General features: G+C 36.1%; 18 protein-coding genes and 2 pseudogenes. 12 read left to right on the forward strand and 8 right to left on the reverse strand.

Annotated elements, in window-relative coordinates:
- The 4 genes and pseudogenes from OU989_RS03730 (at nucleotide 1) to OU989_RS03745 (ending at nucleotide 3,159) form a co-directional block, all read left to right on the forward strand.
- Nucleotides 1-480, forward strand: coding sequence for a hypothetical protein (locus tag OU989_RS03730; protein ID WP_274795779.1), 480 nt, complete (start codon nucleotides 1-3; stop codon nucleotides 478-480).
- Nucleotides 481-613: 133 nt separating this feature from the next.
- Entirely contained in the window at nucleotides 614-1,717 is a 1,104-nt protein-coding gene (locus tag OU989_RS03735; RefSeq protein WP_274795780.1) for a GNAT family N-acetyltransferase, read from the forward strand.
- An 18-nt stretch (nucleotides 1,718-1,735) separates the two neighbouring features.
- Nucleotides 1,736-2,682: pseudogene (locus tag OU989_RS03740) on the forward strand (S66 family peptidase).
- Nucleotides 2,683-2,700: 18 nt separating this feature from the next.
- Nucleotides 2,701-3,159, forward strand: coding sequence for a GNAT family N-acetyltransferase (locus OU989_RS03745; RefSeq protein ID WP_274795781.1), 459 nt, complete (start codon nucleotides 2,701-2,703; stop codon nucleotides 3,157-3,159).
- A gap of 217 nt (nucleotides 3,160-3,376) precedes the next feature.
- Here OU989_RS03745 and OU989_RS03750 read toward each other — a convergent pair whose 3' ends face one another.
- On the reverse strand, nucleotides 3,377-3,577 hold the full coding sequence (locus OU989_RS03750) for a hypothetical protein (protein ID WP_274795782.1): 201 nt from the start codon (nucleotides 3,575-3,577) through the stop codon (nucleotides 3,377-3,379).
- Between the two features lie 195 nt (nucleotides 3,578-3,772).
- Nucleotides 3,773-5,035 carry a dicarboxylate/amino acid:cation symporter gene (locus OU989_RS03755; protein ID WP_274795783.1) on the reverse strand — a complete coding sequence of 421 codons (1,263 nt, stop codon included), beginning with the start codon at nucleotides 5,033-5,035 and terminating at the stop codon, nucleotides 3,773-3,775.
- A gap of 402 nt (nucleotides 5,036-5,437) precedes the next feature.
- Between OU989_RS03755 and OU989_RS03760 the strand changes: the two genes are divergently transcribed.
- Both OU989_RS03760 and OU989_RS03765 read left to right on the forward strand, forming a co-directional pair.
- Nucleotides 5,438-7,039, forward strand: a complete 1,602-nt coding sequence (locus tag OU989_RS03760) for an ATP-binding protein (protein ID WP_274795784.1) — start codon at nucleotides 5,438-5,440, stop codon at nucleotides 7,037-7,039.
- A complete protein-coding gene (locus tag OU989_RS03765; protein ID WP_274795785.1) occupies nucleotides 7,040-7,747 on the forward strand; it encodes a response regulator in 708 nt (235 codons plus the stop codon).
- 449 nt (nucleotides 7,748-8,196) lie between these two features.
- On the opposite strand, the pseudogene OU989_RS03770 reads toward OU989_RS03765, so the two are convergent.
- Nucleotides 8,197-9,450 (reverse strand): annotated as a pseudogene (locus OU989_RS03770) (MFS transporter).
- Nucleotides 9,451-9,931: 481 nt separating this feature from the next.
- Here OU989_RS03770 and OU989_RS03775 point away from each other — a divergent pair.
- Nucleotides 9,932-11,500 carry a glycoside hydrolase family 10-like protein gene (locus OU989_RS03775; RefSeq protein WP_274795786.1) on the forward strand — a complete coding sequence of 523 codons (1,569 nt, stop codon included), beginning with the start codon at nucleotides 9,932-9,934 and terminating at the stop codon, nucleotides 11,498-11,500.
- Nucleotides 11,501-11,548: 48 nt separating this feature from the next.
- Here the strand turns inward: OU989_RS03775 and OU989_RS03780 are convergent, their stop codons facing one another.
- Complete coding sequence (locus tag OU989_RS03780) at nucleotides 11,549-14,638, reverse strand: efflux RND transporter permease subunit (protein ID WP_274795787.1); 3,090 nt, start codon at nucleotides 14,636-14,638, stop codon at nucleotides 11,549-11,551.
- A gap of 99 nt (nucleotides 14,639-14,737) precedes the next feature.
- Between OU989_RS03780 and OU989_RS03785 the strand changes: the two genes are divergently transcribed.
- Nucleotides 14,738-15,571 (forward strand): TetR/AcrR family transcriptional regulator, encoded by an 834-nt coding sequence (locus OU989_RS03785; RefSeq protein ID WP_274795788.1) that lies wholly within the window; start codon nucleotides 14,738-14,740, stop codon nucleotides 15,569-15,571.
- Between the two features lie 52 nt (nucleotides 15,572-15,623).
- Here OU989_RS03785 and OU989_RS03790 read toward each other — a convergent pair whose 3' ends face one another.
- From OU989_RS03790 to OU989_RS03800, 3 genes are all read right to left on the reverse strand, one after another.
- Nucleotides 15,624-16,406 carry a serine/threonine protein kinase gene (locus OU989_RS03790; protein ID WP_274795789.1) on the reverse strand — a complete coding sequence of 261 codons (783 nt, stop codon included), beginning with the start codon at nucleotides 16,404-16,406 and terminating at the stop codon, nucleotides 15,624-15,626.
- Between the two features lie 298 nt (nucleotides 16,407-16,704).
- A complete protein-coding gene (gene rnjA, locus OU989_RS03795; protein ID WP_274795790.1) occupies nucleotides 16,705-18,372 on the reverse strand; it encodes a ribonuclease J1 in 1,668 nt (555 codons plus the stop codon).
- 5 nt (nucleotides 18,373-18,377) lie between these two features.
- Complete coding sequence (locus tag OU989_RS03800; protein WP_274795791.1) at nucleotides 18,378-18,587, reverse strand: DNA-dependent RNA polymerase subunit epsilon; 210 nt, start codon at nucleotides 18,585-18,587, stop codon at nucleotides 18,378-18,380.
- A 436-nt stretch (nucleotides 18,588-19,023) separates the two neighbouring features.
- Between OU989_RS03800 and OU989_RS03805 the strand changes: the two genes are divergently transcribed.
- Nucleotides 19,024-19,794 (forward strand): Cof-type HAD-IIB family hydrolase, encoded by a 771-nt coding sequence (locus OU989_RS03805; RefSeq protein ID WP_274795792.1) that lies wholly within the window; start codon nucleotides 19,024-19,026, stop codon nucleotides 19,792-19,794.
- 401 nt (nucleotides 19,795-20,195) lie between these two features.
- Here the strand turns inward: OU989_RS03805 and OU989_RS03810 are convergent, their stop codons facing one another.
- Complete coding sequence (locus OU989_RS03810; RefSeq protein ID WP_396631758.1) at nucleotides 20,196-20,957, reverse strand: DeoR/GlpR family DNA-binding transcription regulator; 762 nt, start codon at nucleotides 20,955-20,957, stop codon at nucleotides 20,196-20,198.
- Nucleotides 20,958-21,107: 150 nt separating this feature from the next.
- On the opposite strand from OU989_RS03810, the gene OU989_RS03815 reads away from it, so the two are divergent.
- Genes OU989_RS03815 through OU989_RS03825 form a run of 3 tightly spaced genes read left to right on the forward strand, consistent with a single transcriptional unit; the run spans nucleotide 21,108 to nucleotide 24,467 of the window.
- The gene (locus OU989_RS03815) at nucleotides 21,108-21,860 is read left to right on the forward strand and encodes an ABC transporter ATP-binding protein (RefSeq protein ID WP_274795794.1); all 753 of its coding nucleotides are present in this window, start codon (nucleotides 21,108-21,110) and stop codon (nucleotides 21,858-21,860) included.
- Nucleotides 21,853-23,484, forward strand: a complete 1,632-nt coding sequence (locus OU989_RS03820) for an ABC transporter permease family protein (protein ID WP_274795795.1) — start codon at nucleotides 21,853-21,855, stop codon at nucleotides 23,482-23,484. Before OU989_RS03815 ends, OU989_RS03820 begins: the two co-directional genes overlap by 8 nt.
- Entirely contained in the window at nucleotides 23,481-24,467 is a 987-nt protein-coding gene (locus OU989_RS03825) for an extracellular solute-binding protein (RefSeq protein ID WP_274795796.1), read from the forward strand. Before OU989_RS03820 ends, OU989_RS03825 begins: the two co-directional genes overlap by 4 nt.
- Nucleotides 24,468-24,470 lie beyond the last annotated feature (3 nt).

The following is a 24,470-nucleotide window of genomic DNA, read 5'->3' on the forward strand; positions in this document are numbered from 1 at the left end:
ATGACGAAACGAAGATGGAGACTTGTCATATTTGCAGCAATTATATTAATTGGTGCCTTTACGATGCAATATAGAGAAAAAAATGAAGATGAGGCTATCTCCCAGATTTTAGATCATGCAAACGAAATTGACGCCATTGAATTAATACAGGGGAAAAAGACTTTATTTCAGGCTACCAACGATGAAGCAAGAGACTTTATTGAGGATTATCCATTAAGCCATGTCAGAGACCTTTCTAAAAAAGAAAGTACCATTTTTGAAGAACAACCAGCTTATCATATTGTTTATAAAATAAAGGATAAGCCACTCTATGAGGTCGATCTATTAAAAGTTGCCATTAGTTCAGAATTAGATGAAGAATTGCAAGAAATGGTCTTCACCATTGGTGATGGACAATATTTGATCTATTGGGCCAAAGAGAAAAAAGCACTCGAACAATCAACCAAAACACAACGTTTACTTGAACGGTACGGACAATAATTACTAGGTAGTGATACAGCATTTAGTGCTAATCACTACCTTTTTACATACCTTAAAGTAATATTTGGAAAAAATGTTTGATTTCTGGCTGATCATTGCATTACACTTTGACATAAAGAAGGGGAGAAGAAAAATGAAGTTTAAAACAAATAATTGTGTCATTGAACGATTGCAACCGCATCACTACAAAGATATTCACACGCTATACTCCAATACACAAGTTAGAACCTATCTTGGAGGTGTTCCTGATGATAGCTATATTGAGGCTTCCTTTAAGGGCATGGTGGAAGCACCATTTCCTAATACATATTTTTATATTACCTTAAGGACGACAGGTGAATTTATAGGTCTTGTCTCAATCGATGAATATCATGATAAGGATTTATATGAGCTATCCTACCAATTTTTACCTCAGTATTGGGGGAGGGGGTTGGCGTTTGAGGTTCTTACTGAAGTGATTGAGGAGGGTATGAATTGTCTGAATATACCATCTATTGTGGCGGAAACACAAACAGCTAACAAGGCATCTTGTCTCTTACTCGAAAAGTTAGGAATGCAAAAAGTCCAGGTATTAGAACGATTTGGTCATGAACAAGCAGTATATGAATTACGAAAAAACAAGGAGATATCTAGACAAATAATAGCGCTATCTGGTGGAGGTTTTTCACAAAATTTTCCTTCATTTATCGATGATTATATTTTACGGCAATGTAAATCAAATGAACGACTCAATATTTGTTTTATTCCGACGGCAAGTAATGATGCTCAGGGATATATCGACAGGTTTTATTCAGCGTTTCAGCATTGTGAAGCAACTCATATTTTGCAAAATGATATGCGTGATAAAAACATTCGGGAAAGAATCCTTGCCCAACATATTATTTATGTAGGTGGGGGCAATACAAGTTTTCTACTCGAAAAGTGGCGTCAATATTGTTTTGATGATGTATTAAAGGAAGCTTATCAAAATGGAGTTATCTTAGCTGGCATCAGTGCAGGGGCGATGTGTTGGTTTGAAAAGTGTTTCAGTGAAAATAAAGATAATATCTATGAAGAATGTGACGGACTAGGAATATTACCTGGCGCATTTTGTCCACATTACGAAGATGATGAGCGGAAACAAGCATTTAATAACTGGAAGGAAAGTCAGCCTACACTACCAACCTATACACTTATTGATACAGAAACATTACACTTTAAGGATGAAAAATTAGTGGCTAAAATTCAAACCTATTAAAAGGGGGATGGTAAAACTGTGAGAATCCCACCAAAACTAGTCTTTGGAGATGAAATACGTATTATTGCTCCAATTCTAAGTGCTAAAGTATTAACTTCGGAGATGATGGAGCTAACTAAGAATATATTGGAGGAATTAGGGTTTATCGTTACATTTGGTCACCATATTTTTGAAAGTGATTTTCAACAATCTTCATCTATAGTGCAGCGTGTGGCAGATATACATGATGCCTTTCTGGATCCTCAAGTAAAGGCCATCTTAACGGTGCTTGGAGGATACAACTGTAATGAGGTTTTACCGTATTTAGATTATCGAATGATTGCTGAAAATCCAAAAATACTTTGTGGGTTTAGTGATATCACAGCTTTAGCAACTGCTATTACTAAAAAATGTGACTTTATTACGTATTCAGGTCCCCATTTTTCTAGCTTTCGTATGGAACAAGCCTAGGAGTATCAGCTTTCCTATTTTCAAAAGTGTTTAATGGGCGATAAACCATTTCTTTTAAGATACTCTAGTGTATGGAGTGACGATGCCTGGTATATGGACCAGAAGCATCGGCGCTTTGAAGCAGCAAATTGGAAAGTTTATTCTGAAGGGGAGACAAGTGGTCAGCTTTATGGTGGAAATTTGTGTACGTTAAATTTACTGCAAGGAACAGCTTACATGCCTTATTTTTGGAAGATGATGAGTTGGTGAATCCTGCTATCTTTGCACGGGACTTAACGTCGATACTGCAAACAACAACTCGAATAAAGGGATTAGCAATAGGGCGCTTTCAGCGAGCCTCTGATATGACAGAAGAACAATTACATTTCATTTTAAACAAGCATCCAATGTTGAAAACAATACCTGTCCTATATGATGTGGAGTTTGGGCATACACAGCCTATTTTTACCTTCCCTATTGGAGGGAACATCTACATGAATACAAAAGATATGTGGATGCGGGTGAATATATTCTAGAAAGAGAGTGTGTAGATAATGCAAATACGACAAGCAACGGGAAATGATAGTGAACAAATTATAGCGGTCATGACAAATGCAGAGGCATCCAATTTTATGTTATTCGGACCAGGAGAGCGAAAATTACAACCTGAGCAATTTGCACAGTATATAGACAAGGTCCATGATAGCCACCATTCAGCTTTATTCGTAGCTGAAATCGATGAGAAGGTAGTTGCTTATTTAATCGTACAAGGCAATGAACCTACAAGAATTGCCCACCGTGCTTATCTTGTCATAGGCATACACAGTGACTATAGAGGAAGAAAAATTGGCACAGCATTATTTAAGCATGTAGAAAATTGGGCGAAAGAAAATGGTATACATCGTCTGGAGTTAACGGTTTTGGAGAATAATGAAGCTGGGATTGCCTTATATAAGAAAATGGGTTTTGACATTGAAGGAACAAAACGAGATTCCTTGTATGTTGATGAGTAATATATCAATGAATATTACATGTCAAAGTTATTATGAGAAAGGACTATATTGATGATTTATAACGTATTTGATTCTTGTACTGTGATAGCTCTTACAAAGAAGCTATCTGTTTTCAAAATAGATAATTTCATTTTTCACCTTCTCTACATTAACTAAAAAGTCGACCTTATAGTGAATTAGGTCGACTTTTTATGAATTATTATGCTTAATTTTTTTATCAATAGCGCTTATCTGTTGCCGAGGAATCCTTTGTTTTAGATTTATGTTGTTCATCTTTTACTTTTTCATTGAGTTCTTCGACAGGTATTGGATCAACTGTTTTCATGTCCTCGTGTTTATCAAAAATACTTTCTTTATCTGTATCCAATACATCAGGGTTATTAGTATAACGTGTTTTCGCTTGTTTTTTATTTGTCATGTCCTTCACCTCTTACTATATGCTTTCACCTTTTTACTAGAGTTTAAACATGATTGTTTTTATTATCCTTGGATAAAAAATAAATCCTACGCCATTGATTACTTATGTGAATTCAGCTAAATGTGAGTAACTGTTTCAGATTTGAAAATAAGAAGGGTAGTGAAACAGCCATGGCTGTCATCACAACCCTTTTTCTTATGATACAATAGTAGCCTTTCCTTGAAGTGCACGTTCTTCCATCGTTACATCAAATTCTTTTTCAGATTTGGACACTACAACACATGCTACGCCATTACCAATTAAATTTGTGACAGCACGAGCCTCCGACATAAAACGATCTACACCGATTAAAAGCGCTATCCCTTCCACTGGAATCATTGGGAAGGCAGCTAAAGTTGCCGCTAATGTGATAAATCCTGACCCAGTTACGCCCGCTGCTCCTTTAGAAGTAATCATTAAAATCCCAAGTAGTGTAAGTATTTGAACCCAAGTTAGTTCCATTCCATATGCTTGTGCAATAAACAAAGCAGCCATTGATAGGTAGATGGAAGTCCCATCTAGATTGAAGGAGTAACCAGTAGGAACGACTAAACCTACAACCTGCTTTGAGCAACCATAATTTTCAAGTTTTCGCATCATAGATGGTAGAGCTGATTCAGAAGAGGATGTGCCGATTACTAAGAAAATCTCATCTTTGATGTAAGCGATAAATTTAAAAATGTTGAATCTAAAGAACTTTGCAATCACACCTAAAATAAAGACGACAAATAAAAACATTGTAATATATACTGCAGCCATTAATAGACCTAAATTACCTAAAGATTTTAAACCAAAATTCCCAATTGTATAGGCCATGGCACCAAAAGCTCCGATTGGTGATATTTTCATAACCATACTGACAATCTTGAAAAAGATTTCTGCTACTTGCTCAAAGAATGTGATGACTGGTTTTGCAGGTGCTCCGATTGAAGCAGCTGCTAAGCCAAATAAAATAGCAGAGAATAGAACTGGTAATAGTTGACCAGTCGCCAATGCGCCAACAACATTTTCAGGAATAATACTAGAAATAAATGCACCCAAGCCCTGCTCAGATTCAGCAGCAGCAGTTGTATATTTTGAAATATCAGCATCAGATGCACCTGATGTATCTAAACCTGTACCAGGACTTACAATTAAAGCCACAGCAATTCCGATTGCTAAGGCAATTGTAGAAACTATTTCGAAGTAAAGTAATGCTTTACCTCCGATTTTCCCGACCTTTTTCATATCTCCCATACTGCCAATTCCAATAACCACTGTTAGGAAGATAATTGGGGCAATTAACATTTTAATTAATTTAATGAATAGGTCTGCTAAGATTTTCAAGCTGGCACCGAACTCGGGGAAAATGGACCCTACAATAATCCCAAGGATAATAGCTGCTATAACCTGAACAGTTAAATTTTTCAATAACCTCATTTTTTGCTACCTCTTTTCTAAATTTTCTCTTTGATATCGCTTTCACTAGAATCATCATAGCGAATATTTCTTAAAATAAGAGATTTAGAAAATAAGAAACATAACGTTCATTAAGTACATTTTATTCCATTATATATAAATATAGTAATATTAATAACATTGTCTGTTATGGTACGCTATATTTAATGCATTATTGTTATAATACAAAAACATAAAGTAATAAAAAAGTTCAGTTGTAAACAATCAATCTGTAATATTGTTCATTAAATTCAATATTTTCTGCTAATTATATAGATTAAAGGTGTTGTCAAAAGAATTTTTTGCAGATAATCTTAAAGTCATATCATTAATAAGTGTACCACTAACAATGAGAGTGCGGATTTGAAAGGAAGGAATTACTGAATGATGAAAATGCCTGTGAACGGCAAAATACTGTTAGTGACATTTTTAGTCATTGCATTCTCCTTTTTACTAGGTGGTATTTTTGTACTCGGTAACTTATTGTCTGAACAGGAAAAAAATTTTGGTCAGCGGGCAATGCTAGTAGCACAAACTGTATCAAATGTACCAGAGCTTAGTGTGCATTTGGAAAATGAAAATATCAAAGAATCTGCAAAAAATATTAATAAAATTGTAGATGGCATTAGGATTATTAATAAGGCAGATTATATTGTTGTGATGAATATGGAACGTATTAAACTATCACATCCAGTAAATAAGGAATTAGGGCAGCGCAGCGAGTCGCAGGATTTAAATGCAGCATTTAGTGAGCATTATTATGTTTCGAAGGCACGTGGAGAATCGGGTGTCATGATACGCGCTTTTGTACCCATTATAAATGATAAAAGGGAACAAGTAGGCATTGTAGTAGTTGGCTATGCATTACCAACCCTGCTAGAAATGCTACAAAGCTATGAGCGAGAAATTATGATAACTATAGTTATCTCGTTAATTTTCAGTATTTTCGGTGCATTTACACTTGGACGACATATAAAAAAACAAATGTTTGGGCTTGAACCCCATGAAATTGCAAAAATGTATGTGGAAAGAACAGAAACCTTTAATGCCATGCATGAGGGAATAATAGCTGTTGATAAGGAAATGAATATAACGATTTTTAATGAGAAAGCTGCTGATATTTTAGGTGTTACTAGGAAAATAGAGGATTGTATTGGACAAAAGATTTATGATGTTTTGCCGGATACCCGTCTGCCTGAAATTGTTGAAACAGCAACACCTGTTTATAATCAAGAGCTTTACATTAATCATCATAGTATCTTAAGTAATCGTGTACCTATTATTGTAAATGGCGAGCTAGTTGGTGCAGTTGCTATGTTTAAGGATTTAACAGCTGTGAAAAAGCTTGCAGAGGAAGTTACAGGTGTAAAGGCCTTTGTTCAAGCATTACGTGTACAAACCCATGAGCATAAAAATAAAATTCATACAATTGCAGGACTATTGCAATTGGGACATACAAAGCAAGCACTTGAATATGTTACAGTCACTACTGAAAATGAAGCATCATTGACGAAGTTCTTAAACGAACGCTTTCATAATGAAAATATTTCAGGTTTGTTGTTAAGTAAAGTAAGTTATGGAAAAGAACTAGGTATTGAGGTTGAAATTGATCGGAAAAGTCATTTTAAACGCTTTCCTCCTTTATTAGATCACCATGATTTTGTTGTTTTACTGGGCAATTTAATTGAAAATGCTTTTGAGGCATTAAATGTTCTTTCTAAGGAAGATAAATATGTAGCCATCTCTGTAGACGAGCATGATGGAGTCTTAGCGATAGCAGTTTCTGATAATGGGATTGGCATGTCCAAAGAGGTACAGGATCGTATGTTTGAAAATGGATTTTCGTCAAAAGCTAGTGAAAATCGGGGCATTGGCTTGCATCTAGTCTATGAAATTGTAAGAAAGGGCAATGGAGATATAGAAGTAGTGAGTGAATTTATGAAAGGAACAAGTTTCTTAATTTTATTTGAGTTAGGAGAAGTATAGATGGATGTAATAACTGTTTTATTAATTGAAGATGATCCAATGGTACGAGAAGTGAACAGGCAATTTATTGAGCAAATAAAAGGTTTTTCATTAATCGGTTATGCAAGTAATGGCATTGAGGGAATTAATAAAATTAAACAATTAACTCCAGAACTTGTCTTTATGGACATTTTTATGCCAGAGCAAGATGGCATTATTACGTTAGGAAAAATTCGAGAGGAGCATCTTCCTGTCGATGTTATCGCTGTAACTGCTGCAAATGATATGCCTACTGTACAGCGTATTTTACATTTAGGTGTGTATGATTATATTATGAAGCCTTTTACATTTGAGCGGATTGAGCAAACATTAAAAAATTATCAAAGCTACAGGAAAAAAATAAGTGGTATGCAGGATTTAACCCAACATGATGTGGATCATTTAATGCAGCAACGTCTTCCTGAGCAAGTTGTTGTTACAAAGACAGGAACAAAAGCAATAACGGTAGAGGAGCTACCAAAAGGATTTAATCGAGCTACTTTAGATAAGGTGCTTGCATATATTCAAACAAGTGAAGGGGCAGTATCGGCGGAGGAGGTCTCTACTTATATAGGTACAGCACGTGTTACAGCTAGACGCTATCTTGACTTTTTAGAAAAGCAAAATCTATTAAAAGTAGAAATACAATATGGAAGTGTAGGACGTCCTATTCATCGTTATTATATTTAATAATTTTAGTTACCTTTATATGTATGTAACTTTGTAAAAAGTCAGAGTCAATTTGGCGTTTTCGGTAACACTGTTTATTTAACAGGAGTGTCCTTATTAACATGGATTATGTATATATTATGTTGGGATTTCACGTTGCTCAATGAATACGATGACAAACTATTAGCATTATTAGTGTTTATTTCTAGTGTTATTTTATTGTGATATGCAGTTCATTATTATTCACGATCGAACAAATTACGTTGTTAATAGGACAGGGGAAAAAGTATGTAAATTCAGATATTGTGTAAAGAAAGATGCTAAAGCACAATTGATTATTCTCAGGAAGTGGATAAAGACGAAAAAGCCCTGGATAAGGGCTTTTTTAGCGTCTGTATGCATTTAGGGTTGTTTATAAGCTAGGTTTTAATTATTTTTTATCGTCAGCAATAATCTCTTATACAAAATCTTCACTTTTTTGCTAGATTGTCAACATCTATTTGCTCGGCAGTAGATCTGCCAGCTTTTAATAAGACTTTACTGCCCAGAAGGAAAAATCCTTGGATAAATAATAGGATTCCTGTCCCGATGAGTAGCCATTCGATGGCAATCATATCAGCTATCGGACCGAAAATAAGCATACCTAACGGCATCATAGAGGTGGATATCATACTAAGAATGCCAAATACCCTACCCATATAATCACTTTCAACTTTTTCTTGTAATAACACCGTTGCGGGTGTATTAAAGATTGGCATAGCTATTCCGGTAACTGTCATGATTACGAGATACAGCCAAAAAACAGGAATAATGCCGAGAGCCATTGTACAAAGTCCAAATAATAATGCAGATAATGTCATCGTATGCACTTTATTTTTAAAGCCACCCCATGTTGCAATTGCGATACCACCGATTAACATTCCAATGGCAAAGGCCATCTCGATAACAGTCAAACGCCAGACATCATCGCCAAAGCTACGGGTTACTTGCAAAGGTGTTAAAAAGGCTGCAGGTGCAGCAAGCAGCATGAAAAAGGCGAAGAACAAAAACAATTGTTTTAAGAAAGCATGCTCTTTGATGTAAATGAAGCCTTGTTACATATCACTAAAATAGCCTGTTGTTTGTGGCTGATTTGCTTTCGCATGTGTAGGAATATGCAGAAATAATAAGAAGATCGCAATGGCGATAGCAGCCGTCGTTACATCAATAAAGAAAATAGATTCGATGGAAGCCATCGTTAATAATGCACCACTTGCCATCGGTGCAAGAATCATGATAAAAGCTTGAATACTACTATTTGCACCATTGACCTTCATCAAATGCTCTTCAGGCACAAATTGCGGTAAAATAGCGCCTACAGCGGGTGTTTGAATACCTGCACCCATGGCACGTACCGCCGAAATAACAAATAGTAGCCAGAGCTCATCATAGCCGATTAAAAATAAAATGGCTAAGATTAGCGTGGATAAGGCAATCATGCCATCTGCTAAAATAATGAGCCATTTACGATTATACCGATCTGCCCAAACACCAGCTATTGGTGCTAAGAAGAAGGTTGGTAAAAAGCCGCAAATTATCGCAATGGTCATCATGCTGCCTGATTGCGTTGTAAGCGTGATATACCATGTTATGGCATACTGCACAAGAGCAGAGCCAAAAAGTGAAATCGTTTGACTGCTTAAAAAAAGTATCGTATTACGTTTCCAATGTTCCAATTTCGTCATCCCTTTCTAACAGTAGTGCCTGTGTGGAAAGTTAAAAGACAACAAAAAAGAGGGGAGTTGAAGTCCCCTCTTTTCCAGTATTCCTAAAACAGACTAGACCTAATTCCATTTTCCTTGCACAGCAGGCAAAGTGTACACATATTTAATTAGTAAAGTGAAATCGTAGTCTAATTGAAGCTGTCATTTGGAATACCCTCCGTTCTACATAAGTTGTGTTGATTGTAGCATACAGTTCATTACTGCGTAAAGAATGAATTAAACATAAATTAGTTGAAATTTTAAAATATGGAATCTGGAAGAGTGTTTTTTGGGGTGATTAAAGATACTTATTTTAGAAGGAGTTGGTACATTTATTAAGTGTGCATCATGGAAAAGAATTATTTTATTTTAGTCATGTTTTCTCTAATTAAAAGGAATGGGGACGTGCATATAACAAGAAGTTATCATATACTAAAATAGAAAAATAGTAAATGGAGGAAATATGAGAAATAATAATAGTAAATTGAAAATTTTAACTTTAGTCTTGATGATTTTGGTGTTATGCCTATCGACAATCCCTGCTAATACAGCGAAGGCAAACACGACACAGCCGAAAAGGGAAATGCGGGCTGTCTGGATTTCAACGGTTCTCAATCTTGATATGAAAGCTGGTATGAATAAGGAGCAGTACACGGCTTGGGCACGCCAAACTTTGGATCAATTAAAAGCCAATAAATTTAATACTGTTATTTATCAAGTAAGACCAACAAATGATGCAATTTATGCGTCTGAGCTAGCACCATGGTCGTCGTACATAACAGGGAAAAAGCAAGGTACAAATCCTGGTTTCGATCCTCTTGAGATAATAGTAGAGGAGGCGCATAAACGGGGAATGGAGCTGCATGCTTGGATGAACCCTTATCGTGTAACAATGTCTGGACAAAAGCTAACCGACCTTTCTGCCGATAATGTGGCTAGAACACATCCAAACTGGGTTGTTAAATATGGCAAACAATATTATTTAAATCCTGGCTTACCCGAAGTGCAAGACTATTTAGTTCAAATAGTAAGAGAGCTAGTAGCCAATTATGATGTTGATGCCGTGCATATGGATGATTATTTTTATCCATACAAAATTGCTAATGAAGTTTTCCCGGATCAAGCAGCATTCAAAACATATGGTACTTCCTTTAAAAAGGTAGAGGATTGGCGAAGAGATAATGTTAACAACCTTGTAGAAAATCTTTACACAGCTATTAAAGAGACAAAGCCATATGTACAATTTGGTATTTCACCATTTGGTGTATGGCGTAATAAATCATTGGATAAAACCGGAAGTGACACACGAGCTGGTGTCAATAATTACGATGATTTATATGCAGACGTCAGAACATGGATTCAAAATGGCACAATTGATTACATTACCCCACAAATTTATTGGTCAAGGACATTATCTGTTGCCAAATATGGGACATTGCTAGATTGGTGGAGCCATGAAGTACAAACATATGCAAAAACGCACCCTGTCCATCTATACATTGGACTTGCTGATTACAAGGTTGGCAATGACAGTGATGCAGCATGGAAAAATAAAATGGAATTGCCAAATCAAATACTAGCAAATCGTTCTGAAAAGGTAGCAGCCGAAGGACAAATGCATTTCTCTTTACGAAGTTTTCAAAACGATAAATTAGGCTACGCAACGATTGTTCGTCAACAACTATATAATTATACAGCACTGACACCAGTAACCACTTGGGATGATAATACAGTGCCAAACACGCCTACTTTTGTACAAGTGACAAAGGAAGCTGCTGGTCGTAAGATTGAAATAATTGACGACAATGAAACACAGCCACGTAAATATGTTATTTATCGTTTTAATGGGAACAAAGAAGGTTCTTATGATGACCCTCAAAATATAGTAGATGTTGTTTATAATAAGGATGGCATCACTCAATACTTGGACAAGTCAGCTCTTGCTAAGCACAGTTATACATACGGCATTACGGCTGTATCTGCTACAGGTGTAGAAAGCAAGGAAGTTTTTGTAGTGAAAGAAAATCAATAAATAGAAAAACAGCTACTCAAGCGAATCGCATGAGTAGCTGTTTTCTTATTAATTTTCTTCAATATCTTTACGGTTTTTCTTTAACATCTTAGATAGCATTTCATAAACAATTGGTACTACAACTAATGTTAATAGTGTTGAAGATAATAAACCACCAATTACTGTAATAGCTAAATCTTTAGAAATTAAACCACTACCGCCAGAACCTAGAGCCATCGGAATCATCGCACCGATTGTTGCAATGGCTGTCATAAGGATTGGACGTAAACGAGTTGCCCCTGCTTCCAGGATAGCTTCACGCATGGCAAGACCATCATGTTCCATATGGATGATACGGTCGACTAATACAATGGCATTTGTTACGACGATACCAATTAACATCAGAAGTCCCATCATAACAGAAACAGAAATAGTTTGACCTGTGACAAAAAGACCGACAAATGCACCAATTACGGCAAAAGGTAGTGAGAATAGAATAGCGAATGGCGCTAAACCTTCGCCGAATGTTACCACTAAAATGAAGTAGACAATGGCAATTGCCGCTAGCATAGCAACACCAAGCTTAGTAAATGTTTCTTGCATATCTGCAGCAACGCCAGCAACACCAGTTGTTACGCCTTTTGGTAAATCTAATTTATCAATCTTCTTATCGGCAGCTGAAGTTGCTTTGGAAATATCGTCATCGGTAATCGTACCAGATACTGTTGCGAAATATTCACCTTTTGAACGAGATAATGAGTTAAGTGTCGTACCTTCCTCAACATCTACTAATTCACCGATTGTCATTGTTGTGCCTAATGCCGTTTTAATTTCAGTTGCTAAGACATCATCAAGTGAAGTAGCAGCTACTTTGGCATCACGTTGTACAATAACATCAATATCATTCCCATCATTTTTAACTGTTGTTAAAACTTCTTGGGATGTATTCGAATTTAATGCCATCACAATTTGAGCAGTAGTTAAGCCATATTGAAGGACATTTTTTTGTTCAACTTTAAGGACATGCTCTACATAAGGATCTTCGTTATCAGATTTGATATCCTCTAAGCCATCTACTTTTTTTAGAGCACCCTCAACTTGACTTACTGCTTCTCGAAGTTTATCTAAGTCATCACTGTATAGTGTATAGCTTACTTCATTTGAAGACATAGACATTGATGAGAAGTTTTGAGACTTCCATTCTCCTGATTGGCCAATATTAAACACATAGTTTTCTACTTCTTCACGAGCTTTAGGGAAGTCCTCCATATCCGGATCAAAGATAAGGTACATTAAGGCACCGCCAGCGCCTCCACCCATCATCATTGCTGAAGGGTCAACATTATTGGAATCCGTTATGGAAACTTGTAAAATATCAACATCTTTACGTTTCATTAATTCTTTTTCTACTTTTTCAACGTTTGCTGCCGTTTCATCTGCTAGCTCACCTGTAGCAGGTGTATACGTTAAGTACATTACTTTTTCTTCTTGTGATCCCATAAAACTAAAACCTATTAAAGGTGTTAATGCAAGGGAACCTGCAAGTAATACAATCGCAATGATTGAAGTAATAATTTTATGGTTTAATGCTTTTTCTAAGACACCTTTATACCAATTAGCTAACTTACCAACTTCTTTATGCTGGCTTTCCTTTTTCTCACCGTATAATTTTTTACGGAATAGGAAGTGAGATAAAGCTGGTACGATTGTGATGGCAACGATTAAGGAAGCACCTAGTGCAAATGTCATTGTTAGGGCAAATGGCATGAATAATTCGCCAACCATACCGCCTACGAAAATAAGTGGGGCGAATACGGCAACCGTTACTAATGTTGACGAAAGAATAGGTTTAAACATTTCAATCGTTGCTTCACGAATTAAGGCACGACCTGTTAATTTTTCTTGTTTTAAATGAATTCGTCGATAAATATTTTCAACAACTACAATCGAGTCATCGATAACACGACCTATTGCGACGGTAATCGCACCTAGCGTCATAATGTTTAATGTGATATCCATCCAGTTTAATAGTAGTAATGCCATGAAGACAGAAACTGGGATAGAGATAATCGAGATAATTGTTGATTTGAAATCACGTAAGAATAGTAAAATGATTAATACGGCAATTGCACCACCAAATACTGCCTTTTCGATCATGGTGAAAACAGAATCTTCAATTGGGGCACCTTGGTCTAGAGAGATGTCAACGTTTAAGCCGTCTAAACGTTTTTCTTCATCTTTCATAAGGTCTTTTACTGCATTAACTACTGTTACCGTATTCGCATCTTGACCTTTTACGATTTGAATGGCAATAGCATCCTTACCGTTTGTACGGGATACAGATTGTACTTTACCTTCTACTTCAATCGTTGCAATATCACCTAGACGAACGAATGGTGAAGGATTTGTAGCTGAAGGTGTGACAGGAATTAATAAATCTTTTAGTTCATCTACAGATTTTACTTTACCATCAACTGAAACTGCTTGTTCACCAACGGTAAATTGATATAAACCAAGTGATAAAGACATGTCACTTGCTTGGATCATTTGCTTGACTGTTTCTTCAGTTAACCCTAGTGCAGCCATTTTTTCTTCATCATATTTAAAAGAAACTTGTTCAATATGCTGACCAGTAATAGTTGCAGAAGCAACACCATCAATTTTTTCAATTTTTGGAAGTAAAACGTCCTCAACTGTTGAAGTAAGATCTACAATATCTTCCTTCGAGCTACTTACAGATAAAGCTACTACTGGCATCATGTTCATGCTGATGGCCATAATACTTGGTTCTTGTGCACCTTCAGGTAGTTTAATATTATCTAAAGCTGCTTCTAACTGACGTTTTTTCTCATCCATATCAATGCCATAGTCATATTCAACTTGAACTTGTGCTACGTTGGAAGAGGATGTTGAATAAACTGCTTTAACATCTTCCAAGCTTTCTATGGATTTCTCAAATGGAATGGACAGTTCATTCATTACTTGTTCAGGCGTTGCGCCAGGGTATACACCCATAACAATTAAATATGGGATGGAGATATCGGGTATTGATTCCATTTTCATTCTTGTACCGGAATAAATACCAGAGACAGTGATGATAATTGTTAATAACCACACTGCCAATTTGTTTTTCAATACGAAATTAACTAAACCTTTCACCTTCACACCTACCCTTTATTTACTATCTAAATTCAATTATTTATACTAATGACTAATCGGTCATTTGTCAACGAAATGCATTAGGAGAGAGTTAAAAATATGTTAAAAAAGCAATTAATTATGGAGAAAGCATTAGAACTGTTTTCTGAACAGGGTTTTGAAGCTACATCTGTACAGCAAATAACGGAACGTTGTGGAATTTCAAAAGGTGCATTTTATTTATCCTTCAAAACAAAAGATGAGCTTGTTATTTCAATGGTGGACTACTATTTACAGCAGTTTATTACGGATGTTGACCAAGTAGTCAGAGGCACCTATAATAAAGAAACGGTTTTAGTTGAATTTTATAAAAGCATCTTTCAAGCATTCAAAGACCATTCTGCATCCGCTCGTGTGTTCTTTAACGAAAAGGTCTTTTTAACAAAAAAAGAACTTTTTCATAAAATAACCGCGTATGAAGCAGAAATGTCTAAATCCATTCTCTATATGCTGGAACAACTTTATCAGGATAAACTCCAGGAAATGAAATACGATGTTATGTACTGTATTAAAGGATTTATGAAGAGTTATGCCGAGCTGTTTATTTTTTCAGATATTCCTCTTGATTTAGAGCAACTAGCTAAATCATTAGCAGAGAAGACAGATATCATTGCACACCATACAACCATTCCTTTTATCACAGAAGATCTTGTGCCATTTATTGCAAGGCCATGTGAACAAGATGTGTCAAAGGATGCTCTGTTACAATTATTTGAGCAAAATATCATTCATACAGAAGATTCAATTGCAAAAGAATCATTACTGCTATTAAAACAAGAAATAGAAAAACCAACATATAGTAGAGCCATTATTAAGGGTTTAATTGAAAATTTGCGTCAAGATCCAGCGTATCATTGGATTGCCTATGTAAGTGCTAAATACTTTAATAGTTGAATTGCAGGATAGAATTGTTCACGTGGACAGATGAACAATTCTATTTTTTTAGCTAAATATCTGCTAACTGTGGTATAGATTGCAGTGCTACTAATGCACTTGGAAATGGTTCTTGAATCCATAATAATCGTTCAAGAAAATCTTGCACGGCAATCGGTAACTGCAATTCCTGCTGCCAAGCTTTTTCTTTTTTATTGCTTGGCTTGTAGTTTGAGTAAAGTAAAAATAATAAAAAATGACCGACAAAATAAAGATCACTAATATGATTTTCTGCACGTTTAGGGTTTTCAATGGTAGAAATATCGATTTCATTTTGATAAGTGGTAGCGAGACCAAAGTCAATAATATGCAATTGCTGTTCTACTAGCAGTATATTAGGAATACGTAAATCGCGATGTACAATACCGTGATTGTGTAATTGTGTAATTTGTTCTAAAAGCTGTTTAGTAATGGCAAGTGATCGAACGATGGTAAACTTGGCGCCATCTTGAAAAATAAGCTGCTCAAACGTTTGGCCATTAACATAGTCCATGATGAAAAATGGACAATCATCAATTGTTCCTGTTAAATGGATGGCAGGAACATAAGGCAGTGATAATTGTTGAAGTATGTGTATCTCTTGCTTAAATTTATAAATGGTTTTCTTGTGGTGACGATGTTTAGGGCGTAAGCATTTTAAAACAAATAGCTTTTTAGATGAACAATCTTCAATTAAATACGCACGACCATATGAGCCATAGCCGAGAAATTTTTTAAAAGAGAAATCGGGATGTTCAGCTATAAAATGCTCTACAATTCGATCAAAGTTTTTTTCGGAAATTCTTTTCCACCACATTAGCTACTAAAGAAACTCATTGAGCTGAAAAAACTACGTGAACTTTTGCGAGAGCTACGTTTATAATGCTTGTGACCATAATAATTATGTCGTTTTGAATATCTGCGACGGCTACTAGAGGAAGAATAATGACCTTTTGATTTTCCGTTGAGTAAGGAATGAAGAATTTTATCTAGCATAAAAACGCTCCTTTTGATGTTGTTATTACTATATACGCAAAAATAAAAAGAGAGGTTTCAAAAAATAGAAAATAAAAAAAGAAGCTATGTAAATATTTACATAGCTTCTTTACAGGAGGTTAAACCTCCATAATAATTGGTAAAATCATCGGTCGACGTTTTGTCTTTTCAAATAGGTAAGGACCTAAAACGTCTGTAATTTCATTTTTTAATTCTGTCCATTGTGGTGTTTTGCTTTGAATTGTTTCGTTAAGGTGACGATTGAGCATCTTCTGTGCTTCGTTAATCATCGTACCTGATTCACGCATGTAGACAAAGCCACGCGAAATGATGTCTGGGCCGGAAACAATTTTTTGGTTTTCCATATCAACACTTACGACAACGATAACCAAACCTTCTTCCGAAAGAATGCGTCGATCGCGTAAGACGATATTGCCAATGTCACCAATACCATTACCATCAATATAAACATCACCAGAAGGGATACGGCCAGCAACATGTGCTTCATTGGCGCTTAAGGCCAATACATCACCATTTTCCATAACAAATGTATTTTCTAATGGAACATCGCAATCTTCTGCTAGATGTGTATGCATTTTTAACATACGGAATTCACCGTGGATAGGCATAAAGAATTTAGGCTTCATTAAACGAAGCATCAATTTTTGCTCTTCTTGTGATCCGTGACCAGATGTATGGATATTATTTAATGCACCATGAATGACTTCTGCGCCAGCGCGGAACAATAAATTGATAATTTTGTTTACGCTCACAGTATTACCTGGTACAGGTGATGAAGAAAAGACAACCGTATCGCCAGGTTGGATTTGTATCTGACGGTGTGTACCATTGGCAATGCGAGATAAGGCAGCCATTGGTTCACCTTGAGAGCCTGTACATAAAATCATTACTTCATTTGCAGGAAGTCGATTAATGCTTTGGGCATCAATAAATGTATCCTTAGGCGCGTTGATATAGCCAAGCTCACGACCAATTGTAATGGCATTGTCCATTGAGCGACCGAAGACAGCAATTTTTCTTCCGTATTTTACGGCAGCGTCTGTTGCTTGTTGTAGACGATGAATATTTGACGCAAATGTAGCAAAAATAATACGACTATCAACTTTGCGGAAAATTTCATCAATACTCTTTCCGACTGTGCGCTCAGACATGGTGAAATTAGGCTTTTCAGCGTTAGTACTATCTGATAGTAAGCAAAGCACGCCATCTCGTCCGATTTCTGCCATCTTCGTTAAGTTGGCAGGTTCGCCCACAGGTGTAAAGTCAAATTTAAAGTCACCTGTATGAACGATATTACCAGGTGGTGTTTTAACAACAATACCATACGCATCAGGAATACTGTGAGTTGTTCTAAAGAAGCTCACAGATGTTTTTCTGAATTTAATAACATCCTCTTCTTTTATTTCAATAAGCTTTGTTGTACGTAGTAAGCCATGTTCTTCTAATTTATTACGTAATAAGCCAAGTGCAAGCTTACCACCGTAGACAGGGATATTAACCTGACGTAACAAATAAGGGATACCTCCGATATGATCCTCGTGTCCATGAGTAATAAATAGTCCTTTGATTTTGTCAACGTTACGTACTAAATACGTATAATCAGGAATAACATAGTCAATGCCCAGTAAGTCGTCTTCTGGAAATTTAATGCCAGCGTCAATTAAGATGATTTCATCTTGAAATTGAACGCCGTAAGTGTTTTTGCCGATTTCGCCCAGTCCGCCGAGCGCGAAAACAGCTGCTTGGTCATTTTTAACAAACTTCATGTTTGTTAAATTTCCTCCAAGACGAAGTTCGGGCTAGCTTGTTCGTACTCTAAATAGTTACCTTCAAGCAGTTGAATGAACTCGATGTTGTAGTTTCGGTCTTTTAGCTTTTGACGTACTTCGCGTTCTGAAGCAGCTTCAAGGTATAGACTTTTAGTATTTTCGCGAACTGGAATCTCATTTGCATTTTCTTGATAATAAACTTTGTAAATCATAGTTTGCTCTCCTTTAATTGCGTACATTTTTCTTGCACCTTTGACTACTACCACACACGTGCTACAAGAAAACAACGAATTTCTTTTAAAGAAGAAATATACATTTGTAATCCTTGTATCTCAATGCTTCAGTTGTGCACTATGTTTTAAAATTATATAGGAAGTAGTGAGACAGTGGTTGCGTATAGCCAAATAAATGCATTTCCTTTATATTATCACGCAGTTCCTCTAAAATAAAGAAAAGCCCTTCAAATAATGAAGGGCAAATGTTAGGCAATTGATTTTTTTCCGAGTACGCCGCGAAGCTGCTTCAACAATTTCCGTTTTAGTTTCTTCAGCATGGCACATCACTCCTTAGGATCATTATAATAAAAATTATTGTCTATGTAAAGCTATTAGCCTTGAAAGGGTAATATTGATGGAAAGGGATATTAAAATGAACAAAATTTTATTTTTTGATGTAGATGGTACTCTTTATAACAGTGAAAAAAAATTACCTGCATCAGCAAAAGAAGCACTTCTTGCAGCTAGACGTAATGGCTATGAATTGGCAATTGCTACTGGTCGAGCCCCTTTTATGATTGATGCTTTATTAGAGGAGCTGGATATTGATACGTATGTTACCTTTAATGGACAATATGTTGTTTACAAAGGTGAGGTTGTCTATACAAACGGTATTGAAAAAGAAGAATTGGCGAAAATCATTGCCTTTGGTGAAGCACGTAATGAGCCAGTAGTATTTTTAGATGACAAACGTATGATTGCATCTGTTGGTGATCATAATATGGTTGCTGAAAGTCTAGATACGCTTAAATATCCATACCCAGAATTAGATTCTTCTTATTATATGCAGAACGCTGTATATCAAACACTTATATTTATGGAAGAAAAAGATGAACCTTTATATTGCGAAACATTCCCAAATGTACAATTTGTACGTTGGCATCGTTATTCTTGTGATATTTTGCCAAAGGGCGGCTCAAAGGCAGTAGGTATTGAAAAGATTCTTGAAAAAATGGGCATTACGTTACAAGATGCCTTTGCTTTTGGAGATGGCATAAACGATATCGAAATGCTACAAGCTGTAGGTACGAGTGTTGCGATGGGAAATGGACATGAGCGAGTAAAGGCTGTTGCACATCATATTGCTGATCATGTAGACGAAGATGGTCTCGCAAAAATCATGCGTAAGCTAGCGATTATCTAAAAATAAAGAAGCAACTAGTTGCGCACTTCGCGACTAGTTGCTTTTGTTTTGTAAAAGATATTCCTTAGTCAAAGGTGAAAGAGGTTTTGATTCCCAAAAGTCTTATCTTAAAGTTGTTCATTACTCATTTTATTAATGGTTGTTGTGAATTTATTAAAAGTAAGTGCATATCCTTTTCTCTAATAATAGAAATAAGGAGCTATTTGTTCACTATTACTTGATATTTTTTATGCATAGTTGATTGGAGTGGAGCCAGCGTCACTCCTAGGGGATTAGCGTCACAGATGAGACCCTGGAGCGAACGTAGTGAGTGAAGCGGCTCATCGGACGCCCCCTGGAAAGGACGCTGGCGGAACAGAAATCAACCCTCGCCTTGCGAAATGATTGTTAAAATCACTTTTTTAATCCTCGTCTGCGTTAACCACTTTTATTGGAATGCCATTATCCGCAAAATGCTGAATCGTAGTTTTAGGTAGGGCGTCATCTGTGATAATGCCATCTATATCTTTGACTGGACAAACTTGAATGGCTACATCTTTATTAAATTTTGAAGAATCCGTAGCCACATAGACAGTTTGAGAGATGGAAATAATTTGTTTCCTTGTGATGGCTTCCTCTAAGCTAAAATCTGAAATGCCTTTTTCGATTGAAACACCGCTAGCACAAATAAAAGCCTTATTGATATTAAGGTGTTCAAAGCGGAACAAAAACTCATTGGACGTTACTGATTTTTCCGAGTGGCGTACTTTACCACCGATTAGTATAACCTCGATAGTGGAACCAATTAAATCAAATGCTACAGGCAATGAGTTTGTTACCACTGTTAATTTTTCCTTCTCCTTTAAAAATGGTGTCATTTGATATGTAGTTGTCCCGCTATCTATAAAAATACACTCCCCATCTTGAACAAGCGAAGCGCAAGCTTTAGCAATGGCGATTTTCTCAGTTATCTGCGTATGAAGTCGTTGGTCAATTAATCCCTCAACTGGTTCAATATATTTAACGCCCCCATAAAATTTCTCTATCTTCTTATCTTGCATCAATTGTTGGACATCACGACGAATTGTTTCCATTGAAACGTTAAATTCTTTTGTGAGTGTCACTAGTTTTACAACCTTATGTTGTCGTACAAATTGCAAAATTTGCTGTTGCCTTTCTATCATATACATTTCATCACCTCTACTACTATTTACTCAAAGTAAGCATAAGTTTGTCAACAGTTGGTCAGAATTTACTCAACATTTACACAAAAACGCATTTTCCTTTACAAATTGCCACTATACTAAAGCTAGGAACTGAGAGAGGTGAACAATTTGTTAGAACTAAAAAATATCTCGAAAAGCTATAAAAATAAGAAAGTTTTAGAAGATATCAATATAACCATCGAATCAGGTGAGATCATTTCATTATTAGGGCCAAGTGGTTGTGGGAAAACAACTTTGCTTAATATTATCTTAGGCCTTACAGATCAAACAGCTGGTCAGCTTGTTTACAACGGCCAAGATATATCAAAGCAATCGATGCAAGAAAGAGGATTTAATATTGTGTTTCAGGATTTTGCGTTATTTCCTCATTTGAATGCATATGACAATATCGTTTATGGACTGAAAAATAAACAAGAGCAAATGTCTAAGGGGGATATACAAGAATATATTGACTTTTTAGAGCTGACACCACATTTACATAAAAAGATTCACGAATTATCAGGTGGGCAAAAGCAACGTGTTTCCATTGCCAGAACACTTGTGATGCAGCCAAAAATTTTATTGCTGGATGAGCCGTTAAGTGCCTTAGATGGCGTCATTAAAGAATCGATAAAGGAGCGCATTAAATCCATTGCTCGTGAATTTAATTTAACGACTATTATTGTCACACATGATCCAGAAGAAGCCTTAACACTTTCAGATAAAGTCATGATTATTAATGAAGGAACAGTTGCTCAATTTGGCACACCTCATGAAATAGTAACAGCACCAAAAAATCAATTTATAGAGGATTTTATCTTAAGACAGCTACATATTAAGCGACACAATATCTATCAATTATTTGGAGAAACGTATGCTTAAAACGAATAAAATGATGAAATTAATTTTTCTGCCCATTCTATTATTTTTCCTATTGTTTTTAATTGTGCCATTACTTTATATGTTTTGGCAGTCTTTCAAAATAGGAAATGTGCTGACCTTTCAAAATTATATAGATGCTTTAAGTAATATAGAGCTTCGTGAAGCTTTTATTAATAGCTTTAAAGTTTCTTTTGTAGCATCAGTAGTTACCACTATTTTAGCTTTTTTATTGGCATATGCTGTTCATTTTACAACGATCCATCGCCATACGAAAAAGCTAGTACAGGTTGGAATTACTTTACCAATGTTACTACCAACCATCACCTATGGTTTCGTGTTGATTTATACATTTGGTAATCAAGGAATTCTAACAAAATTAATCGGACAACCTCTTTTTACAATCTATGGGTACAACGGTTTAGTGATAGGTTACGTTTTATATACATTACCGGTTGCTTTTATTTTAATGCAAAATTCCATGCAATATATCGACAAACGATTCTTACTTGTTTCGATGTTGATGCGTGATCATTCGCTCCGTCGATTTTATCATACTGTATTCCGCCCAATGCTAGGAACAATTGGTGGGGCCTTTATTTTAACGTTTATATTAAGCTTCACTGACTTTGGGATCCCTGCTTCAGTCGGGGGGAATTACAGGGTGATTGCTACGGAGCTTTATCAAGCGATGTTAGGTTCAATTGTGCATTTTGAACGTGGAGCAGTAATTTCTGTTTTTATGCTTGTACCAGCAATACTCGGTGTAGTTATGTTAACGATTTTAGAGCGCTTTAATTTTCAGTATAAACAAGTCGGACAAAGTGAACTTGTCAAACATCGTCTACGTGATGTGTTGTTTACTGTTTATTCAATTGTCTGTGTAGCTGTTGTCTTGTTCGTTTTTTCAACAATGTTTATTGTGCCTTTTACGAAAGGCTATCCCTATGACCTAAGCTTCACATTAGAGCATGTCCAAAATGTACTTGCTGAGAAAGATTTAACAAAGGTTTATATCAATTCTCTGATCGTAGCGGTTTTAACTGCCGTATTAGGGGTGGTTATTACATTTATGTCAGCCCTCCTTAATGCAAGGACACCACTAAAGGGAAAGAAAAGTTTGGATGTAGCATCTATGATCACCAATACAGTACCGGGGATGGTGCTTGGCTTATCCTATTTGTTTTTCTTTAATGGAACGTCCTTGAAAGGTACCTTTTTCATCATTATCGCTTGTAATATTGTGCATTTTTTTACAACTCCGTATTTAATGGCGAAAAATTCGCTGCAAAAGATGGACCCTACTTGGGAAGTGACAGCGGAGCTATTAAGGGACTCGTGGTTGAAAACCATTGTACGTATTATTTTGCCAAATATTAGAGCGACGATTTATCAAATGTTTAGCTATTATTTTTTAAATGCGATGGTTACTGTCAGTGGCGTTATTTTCCTTGTTAGCACGAAGACAATGCTTGTATCGACAAGGATAAAAGAGCTTCAGCATTTTGCGAAATACACCGATATTTTCGTACTATCAATATTTATTTTATGTACAAACCTCATTGTGAAATTAGGTTGTGATTATATAACAACTCATAAAGAAAAAGTGGAGGAGATCTCAAAATGAAGAAATCAACAGGCATGATGTTAGGGACAGTTAGTGCAGCGGCAATCGTTTTAGCTGCATGTGGAGGGGCTGAAGCAAATTCCGAAGAGCAGATCATTATTTATTCAAATGCTGATGATGAAGCAATTGAAGTTATGGAGTCTACATTAGATGACAAGGGCTATAAAGGAAAGTACTTAATCCAATCCTTTGGTACTTCGGAATTGGGTGGGAAAATGATGGCTGAAGGAACAGATATTGAAGCAGATGTGGTGACGATGGCTTCTTATTTTATAGAAAGTGCACAAACCACTAAATCCATGTTTGTGGATATTTCTTCAGACTTAAAGCCTCTTGATGGCGGTGTGACGTATGCACTGCCGATTTTAGGAAATGTAGGTTCTATTTTTATTAATACAGAGGTGTTACAACAAAAAGGTCTACCTGTACCGCAAACGATTAAGGATTTGACAGACCCTGCCTACAAGGATTTAGTGTCATTCCCAAATATTATGGATTCCTCAACGGGATGGCTATTAGTACAAGCTATCATTAAGGACTATGGTGAGCAAGAAGGTCAAAAGGTTTTAGCAGATTTAATTAGTAATGCGGGCCCACATATTGAAAGCTCGGGCTCAGGACCAATAAAAAAAGTGAAAACGGGTGAAGTTGCAGCTGGATTTGGTTTACGTATTCAGGCCATAGATGCCAAAAATGAAGGGTTGCCAATCGATTATATTGACCCGACAGAAGGAAACTTCACATTAACGGAATCTGTGGCTGTAGTAGATAAAGAGGGAGATGAAGCGTTAGCTAAAGAAATCGCTAAGGTCATTGCAACAGAGGCGCGTGGTGGTCTATTAGAGCAATATCCTGTCGCTCTTTATGAAGGGGAACAAGTGAAAGATGAACATGTTCCTGCTTATCTCAAAAAGTGGGACTCTACATTAACGGTAGATTTATTAGAAAAACATCAAGCTTTCTTTAAAGAAGCACAACGATAAGGA

This window comes from Lysinibacillus irui, from assembly GCF_028877475.1.
Lineage (GTDB): Bacteria > Bacillota > Bacilli > Bacillales_A > Planococcaceae > Lysinibacillus > Lysinibacillus irui.